This is a genomic window from Micromonospora sp. 4G55 (assembly GCF_016803375.1).
Genome location: NZ_JAEVHN010000362.1, coordinates 1 through 6,267 on the forward strand (window position 1 = coordinate 1; position 6,267 = coordinate 6,267).

9 protein-coding genes and 1 pseudogene are annotated in these 6,267 nt (G+C 72.6%); 8 read left to right on the forward strand and 2 right to left on the reverse strand.

The features are described from left to right. The first annotated feature begins 193 nt into the window (after positions 1–193). The 7 genes from JNW89_RS24280 (at position 194) to JNW89_RS24310 (ending at position 4,428) form a co-directional block, all read left to right on the forward strand. Positions 194–559 (forward strand): hypothetical protein, encoded by a 366-nt coding sequence (locus JNW89_RS24280; RefSeq protein ID WP_238450637.1) that lies wholly within the window; start codon positions 194–196, stop codon positions 557–559. A gap of 61 nt (positions 560–620) precedes the next feature. Further along, positions 621–1,442 (forward strand): DUF1206 domain-containing protein, encoded by an 822-nt coding sequence (locus JNW89_RS24285; protein WP_238450638.1) that lies wholly within the window; start codon positions 621–623, stop codon positions 1,440–1,442. A 68-nt stretch (positions 1,443–1,510) separates the two neighbouring features. Next, complete coding sequence (locus JNW89_RS24290; protein WP_238450639.1) at positions 1,511–2,707, forward strand: mechanosensitive ion channel family protein; 1,197 nt, start codon at positions 1,511–1,513, stop codon at positions 2,705–2,707. Between the two features lie 185 nt (positions 2,708–2,892). Further along, positions 2,893–3,327: a phage holin family protein gene (locus JNW89_RS24295; RefSeq protein ID WP_210777862.1), complete on the forward strand. Its 435-nt coding sequence runs from the start codon at positions 2,893–2,895 to the stop codon at positions 3,325–3,327. Further along, positions 3,324–3,665, forward strand: coding sequence for a DUF3618 domain-containing protein (locus JNW89_RS24300; protein ID WP_238450640.1), 342 nt, complete (start codon positions 3,324–3,326; stop codon positions 3,663–3,665). Before JNW89_RS24295 ends, JNW89_RS24300 begins: the two co-directional genes overlap by 4 nt. Further along, complete coding sequence (locus JNW89_RS24305) at positions 3,662–3,934, forward strand: DUF4235 domain-containing protein (RefSeq protein ID WP_238450641.1); 273 nt, start codon at positions 3,662–3,664, stop codon at positions 3,932–3,934. Before JNW89_RS24300 ends, JNW89_RS24305 begins: the two co-directional genes overlap by 4 nt. Before the next feature lie 290 nt (positions 3,935–4,224). Beyond that, positions 4,225–4,428: a cold-shock protein gene (locus tag JNW89_RS24310; RefSeq protein ID WP_007075740.1), complete on the forward strand. Its 204-nt coding sequence runs from the start codon at positions 4,225–4,227 to the stop codon at positions 4,426–4,428. Positions 4,429–4,577: 149 nt separating this feature from the next. Here JNW89_RS24310 and JNW89_RS24315 read toward each other — a convergent pair whose 3' ends face one another. Then, the gene (locus JNW89_RS24315; RefSeq protein ID WP_238450642.1) at positions 4,578–4,772 is read right to left on the reverse strand and encodes a hypothetical protein; all 195 of its coding nucleotides are present in this window, start codon (positions 4,770–4,772) and stop codon (positions 4,578–4,580) included. An 88-nt stretch (positions 4,773–4,860) separates the two neighbouring features. Continuing rightward, entirely contained in the window at positions 4,861–5,844 is a 984-nt protein-coding gene (locus JNW89_RS24320) for an aldo/keto reductase (RefSeq protein ID WP_238450643.1), read from the reverse strand. Between the two features lie 85 nt (positions 5,845–5,929). Between JNW89_RS24320 and JNW89_RS24325 the strand changes: the two are divergent. Then, a pseudogene (locus tag JNW89_RS24325) lies at positions 5,930–6,267 on the forward strand (methyltransferase domain-containing protein); the annotation flags it as partial.

The following is a 6,267-nucleotide window of genomic DNA, read 5'->3' on the forward strand; positions in this document are numbered from 1 at the left end:
GTCGATCACCGACTGCGGGGTCTGGGTGCCGCCGGCACCGTCGAAGTGGGCGAAACCCTCGGTCAGGGCGGGGTAGGCGGCCCGGGTCCGGGCGATGTCGAACGGCATGACCGGACCCTAACGCGCGGCCCCGGGGCGGCTGATGATCACGTGGGCGGTGCCGGTCTCGTCGCCGTCTCGTACTCTTGGTCGCGTGACGACGCGATCCGCTACCTCCCCCTCCACCCCCACCCGCCGCGCTGCCGGCCTCCTCGCCGGCCTGGCCCTCGGCGTGGCCGTGCTGGCCGGCTGCAGCTCCGAGGGGGCCGACACCGACTGCGGCCTGGACGCCTGCACCGTCACCTTCGACCGGGGCGTCGACGCCAGCGCCAACATCCTCGGCGTCGAGGCGAAGCTGATCGGGGCCCAGGGCGACCAGGTCACCGTCGAGGTCGCCGGCGAGCAGCTCTCCCTCACCGTCGGCCAGCAGGCCACCGAGGTGGGCGGCTTCGCGGTCACCCTGGACAGCGTCACCGACCAGCAGGTCAAGATCCGCGTGGCGCGCAACACCAGCAGCTGAGGGCGCCTCAGGCGGCGCCGCGTCACGTTTGGGGATCTTCGCATTCGGAGACTGTGGCGCCATGTCTCTCACCCGGAACGCCGAAGCCACCGCCGCCCGCACCGTGGGCAGCCGCTGGTTGGAACTCCTCGCCCGGGCCGGTTTCATCGGCTACGGGATCGTGCACCTGCTGTTCGCCTGGCTCGCCCTGCAGATCGCCTTCAGCAACTCCCGGGAGGAGGGCAACCAGAACGGCGCGCTGCGCACCCTGGGCGCCCAGCCCCTCGGCAAGTTCCTGCTCGTCGCCATCGCGGTCGGTCTCGTCGCCATGGCGATCTGGCAGGCGCTGGAGGCCGCCGTCGGCCACCGCGCCCTGCGCGACAAGGACCGGCTCTTCGAGCGGGTCACCTCCGTCGTGCGGACCATCGTCTTCCTCTGGCTCGCCTGGACCGCGATCAAGGTCGTCCAGGACGCCAGCGCCAACGCCTCGGACCAGCAGCAGGCCCTCTCCGAGAAGCTGATGACCTCGACCGGGGGCCGCTGGCTGGTCGGGTTGGCCGGCCTGGTGCTCGCCGCCGTCGGCATCGGAATGATGATCTACGGGTTCAAGAAGAAGTTCGAACGCAATCTCAAGATCGTTGAGATGAACCCGAAGACGCGCACCCTGGTCCGTCGCCTGGGCATGGCCGGCTACATCGCCCGGGGCGCCGTCTTCGCCGTCGCCGGCATCCTGATCATCACCGCCGCCGTGAAGTACGACCCGGAGAAGGCGCGCGGGCTCGACGCCGCCCTGCGTACCCTGCGGGACCAGCCGTGGGGCCCGTTCGTCCTGGCCCTGATGGCCCTGGGTATCGCGGCCTTCGGCGTCTACTGCTTCCTCCAGTCCCGCTACCGGAAGGTCTGAGCTGGTCGATTCCGGAACCACCGGGCACCATAGGGCCTTTGCCCGAAGCCCGGCCGGAGGGAGAGAGCGTGCAGGACTACCTGGAGACGATCGCCGCCGCGGCTGCCGCGGCGGCGATCGCGCTGTTGCTGGTCGAGGTGGTGCACCGGGTGATCCGGCGGTTCGGCCGGGGCTCGCTGCTGATGACCGAGCTCACCGAGCACGCGCACCGCCCGTTCCAGATGGCCGGTACCGTCCTCGCCGTCCAGTTCGCCGTCCGGTTCACCACCGGGTACGCCGTCGGCACGCCCTGGCGGCAGGTGGTGCTGCACGCCCTGGTGCTGGCCGTGGTCGCCGCCGTGGCCTGGCTGGTCGCCGCGCTGCTGGTCGCGATCGAGGACACCGCCCTGGCCCGGTTCCGGGTGGACGTGCCGAACAACCGCCACGCCCGCCGGGTCCGCACCCAGGTGGTGCTGCTGCGCCGGCTGACCATCGCGGTGATCGTGGTGCTGACGATCGGCGTGATGCTGATGACCTTCCCCGCCGTACGCGGCATCGGCGCCGGCGTGCTCACCTCCGCCGGTGTGGTGGGTGTGGTCGCCGCGCTGGCCGCCCAGAGCCTGCTCGGCAACGTCATCGCCGGCCTCCAGCTCGCCTTCAGTGACGCGGTACGCCTCGACGACGTGGTCGTGGTCGAGGGGGAGTGGGGCCGGATCGAGGAGCTGACCCTGAGCTACGTGGTGGTGCAGATCTGGGACGACCGCCGGCTGATCCTGCCCACCTCGTACTTCACCAGCAAGCCGTTCCAGAACTGGACCCGCACCGAGGCCGCCGTCCTCGGCACCGCCGAGTTCGAGGTGGACTGGGCGATCCCGGTGCAGGCGATGCGGGAGGAACTGCGCCGACTGGTGGAGAGCACCGAGCTGTGGGACGGCCGGGTCTGCGTGCTTCAGGTGACCGACGCGACCGGCGGCGCGATCACCGTCCGGGCGCTGGTCAGCGCCGCCGACGCGGGCAGCCTCTGGGACCTGCGCTGCCTGGTCCGCGAGCAGCTGGTCGGCTGGATCCGGGACCACCGCCCCACGGCCCTGCCCCGGACCCGCACCGAGATCGGCGACGCCTCCGGCGCCCTGCCCTGGCAGTGGGCGCAGCCCCGCCGGCCGGTGCGCCGGCTCCAGGAGCCGGAGGTGCCCGACGACGCCCGCGTCTTCGGCGGCAGCCACGACGGTGACGCCCGCAGCGAGGCCTTCGTCGGCCCCGAGGAGCACGCCGACTCCCGCCGCTGAACCACCCCTTGACGGCACCCGCCGACCGGCCCGCGCGCCGTCGGCGGGTGCTTCGTCGTAACGGCTTCCGCGTTTCGCCGGACGGTGCGGGTCCACCTGCGGTCAGATGTGGTTGGTCACTGCGCGCAGGATTGACGGGCGGCGACTCCGGGCATACAGCGCGGTGATGATGAAAGGAGGACAGCATGGCTGACGTCGCGAACCAACAGACGTCCCGGACCGGGAGCGAGCCGTCCACCGCCGAACTGGTGCAGCGGGCCACGGAGCAGGTCTCCCGCCTCGTTCGGGACGAGTTGGCGCTGGCCCGGGCGGAGTTGACCCGGAAGGGCAAGCACGCCGGGATCGGAATCGGTCTCTTCGGCGGGGGTGGGGCGCTGGCCTTCTACGGGCTGGGCGCGCTGGTCGTCACCGCGGTGCTGCTGCTGGACCTGGTCATGCCGGCGTGGCTGGCCGCCCTGATCGTGGCGGTGGTGCTCTTCCTGGTCGCCGGGGTGCTCGCCCTGGTGGGCAAGAAGCAGGTCAGCCAGGCGGTCCCCCCGGTGCCGGCGTCGACGGTGCAGAGCCTCCGGGCGGACGTGGACGTCGTCACCGCCGCGGTGAAGGACAGGGGACGGGCATGACGGGCAACGGGACCGGCGACGCCGAGGCGCTCCGCGAGGAGATCCGGCGTACCCGGGTGGAGCTGGGCGAGACGATGGAGTTGTTGGCCGCCAGGGCCGACGTGAAGGCCCGGCTGCGGGAGTCCGCCGGCCAGGCGAAGGAGCGGATGCGCGAGCAGGCCGCGCAGACCGTCGCCCGGGTGCGCGGGCAGGCGGCGCAGAAGGCGGACGTGGCGCGGGCACAGGCGTCGGACAAGGGTGCGGTGGTCCGGCGCAATCCGATGCCGTGGGCGACGGTGGCGGCCGGCGCCGTGGCGGCGGTGGTCGTGCTGCTGATCGTCCGGGGGAGGCGCAGATGAGCAGGGGCATCGGCAGGGCCGCGTACAAGCCCGTCGGGGTGATGCTCGGGCTGGCCGCCGGTACGGTCGCCGGGGCGATCTTCCGGCAGATCTGGACGATGACGGCCGGCGACGGCGAGGCCCCGAGCGCCACCGACGAGGACCGTGGCTGGGGCGAGATCCTGGCCGCGGCGGCGTTGCAGGGCGCCATCTTCGCCGTCGTCCGGGCCGCTGTGGACCGCGGCGGCGCGGTCGGCGTACGACGGCTGACCGGCCGCTGGCCGGACTGAGTCGCAGAGGTCCGAGGCCCCCCTTCCGCATCGACGGGTGGGGGGCCTTTCGCACGGCCGCGGGCACCCGCCCAGCGATCTTCGGCATCCGTCAGGTCACATGTCGGAGAATTTCGGCCCGGTAGGCTGTGCAGAGTTTTTGCGTACGTGGTTTGCTGGTCCCCGCTGTTGCGAGATGGCGTGGGTTGAGAGAAGTCCTCCTTCGTGGGGGCCGCCTCAGGCGCCGCTGCTCGAAAACGGCCAATCGGCCGCACGGCGTGCTCGGCCGCCAGTTTTAGAAGGAGATACACATGGCGCAGGGAACCGTGAAGTGGTTCAACGCTGACAAGGGCTTCGGCTTCATCACCGTCGACGGCGGGGGTGCTGACGTGTTCGTCCACTTCTCGGCCATCCAGACCAGCGGCTACCGCACGCTGGAGGAGAACCAGCGGGTGGAGTTCGAGATCGCCCAGGGTCAGAAGGGTCCGCAGGCCGAGCAGGTCCGCCCCATCTGAGTAGTGCCGGTCGGCAGCCGCCGGCCCGGGTGATCCGGCCCCCCGGATCGACGAGAAGCCCCGTGTCCTGCAGGGACGCGGGGCTTTCCGCGTGTCCGGGCCCGGTGCCGGTCCACCGCGCGCCCGTGGAGCCCTCGCCGCCCGGTTGGTCAGGTGCGGCGGCGGGCCTTCAGGCCCTGCCAGAGCACCACGAGTCCGATCAGGATCACCACCGGGCCGACCAGCGCCCAGATCCGCTGGTCGGTCATCACGCTGCCGCCGACGTACCCGAGGCCCTGCACCGTCCACACCGCTCCGACCACCACGGCCAGCAGCCCGAGGGTGAGCGTCAGCCAGCCCCTCATCGGTTCCTCCTCACCCGCGCCGGTGGTCCCGGCCTCCGGTCAGCATGCGGCCCGTCCGGCCGGTGGGCGAGCACCGCCCCGGCGCGGCTCACCACCGGTCGTGCACCCGGGCACGGACCAGCTCGTCGTAGACCGCCCGGACCGTGTCCCGCTCGGCGGCGGTCAGCGGCGGCAGGTCGGCCGCGGCGGCGTTGCCCCGCGCCTGCGCGGCGTCCCGCGCGCCGGGGATGACCACGGTGACGCCCGGCTGGTCGATGATCCAGCGCAGCGCGAACTGGGCCATCGTGCGGTCCGTGCCGACCAGCGGGGCGAGCCGCCGCACGACCGCCAGGCCGAGGTCGTAGTCGACGCCGGAGAAGGTCTCGCCGACGTCGAAGCTCTCCCCGTGCCGGTTGTAGGTGCGGTGGTCGTCGGCGGCGAAGGTGGTGTGCTCGTCGTACCGGCCGGAGAGCAGGCCGCTGGCCAGCGGCACCCGGGCGATGATGCCCACCCCGGCCGCGGCGGCGGCCGGCAGCACCCGCTCCAGGGGCTTGAGCCGGACGGCGTTGAGGATGATCTGCACGCTGGCGACGCCGGGCCGGGCGATGGCGGTGAGCGCCTGGTCGCAGGTCTCCACGCTGACCCCGTAGCCGGCGATGCGCTTCTCGGCCACCAGCGTGTCGAGGGCGTCGAAGACCCGGTCGTCGGCGAAGACGGCGGTGGGCGGGCAGTGCAGCTGGACCAGGTCCAGGGTGTCCGTGCCGAGGTTGGCCCGGGACCGGTCGGTCCAGGCCCGGAAGTTGTCCAGGGTGTAGGCCTCGGGCGTCTGCTCCACCCGGCGGCCCATCTTGGTGGCCACGGTCAGGCCGTGCCCGGGCCGCTCGCGCAGGAACCGCCCGATGAGCTGCTCGCTGCGCCCGTCGCCGTAGACGTCGGCGGTGTCCAGGAAGGTCACTCCGGCGTCCACGGCGGCGGCGAGCACGGCCAGGGCGTCGCTCTCGCTGACCCGGCCCCAGTCGGCGCCGAGCTGCCAGGCGCCGAGGCCGACCACACCCACCTGCCGGCCGAGCCGGTCGAAGCTGCGCTGTTCCATCGGACCGAGCCTAGTGATCGCCTTGCCGGACCGCAGCGGGGGCCGTAGGGTCATAGCAAGACGTACGTACGGTTTGGAGGCAGCGATGTGGGATCCGACGACCTACCTGCGCTACGGCGACGAACGGTCCCGCCCGTTCCACGACCTCGTCGCCCGGGTCCCGGCCGACCGGCCGCGCGCGTGGTCGACCTCGGCTGCGGGCCCGGCACCCTGACCGCCACCCTCGCCGCCCGCTGGCCGGCCGCCGAGATCCGCGGCCTCGACTCGTCCCCGGAGATGATCGACCGGGCCACCGCCCTGGCCGCCCCGGTCGAGTTCACCGCCGGTGACGTCCGGGACTGGCGGCCCGCACCCGACGTCGACGTGGTCGTCTGCAACGCCGTGCTCCAGTGGGTGCCGGAGCACCGGGAACTGCTCGCCCGC

Bases quoted from the DNA above. Each gene is read 5' to 3' on its own strand.
- JNW89_RS24315 (WP_238450642.1), bottom strand. From the start codon at position 4,772: ATGAGGGGCTGGCTGACGCTCACCCTCGGGCTGCTGGCCGTGGTGGTC.
- JNW89_RS24320 (WP_238450643.1), bottom strand. From the start codon at position 5,844: ATGGAACAGCGCAGCTTCGACCGGCTCGGCCGGCAGGTGGGTGTGGTC.
- JNW89_RS24295 (WP_210777862.1), top strand. From the start codon at position 2,893: ATGGCTGACGTCGCGAACCAACAGACGTCCCGGACCGGGAGCGAGCCG.
- JNW89_RS24300 (WP_238450640.1), top strand. From the start codon at position 3,324: ATGACGGGCAACGGGACCGGCGACGCCGAGGCGCTCCGCGAGGAGATC.
- JNW89_RS24285 (WP_238450638.1), top strand. From the start codon at position 621: ATGTCTCTCACCCGGAACGCCGAAGCCACCGCCGCCCGCACCGTGGGC.
- JNW89_RS24305 (WP_238450641.1), top strand. From the start codon at position 3,662: ATGAGCAGGGGCATCGGCAGGGCCGCGTACAAGCCCGTCGGGGTGATG.
- JNW89_RS24310 (WP_007075740.1), top strand. From the start codon at position 4,225: ATGGCGCAGGGAACCGTGAAGTGGTTCAACGCTGACAAGGGCTTCGGC.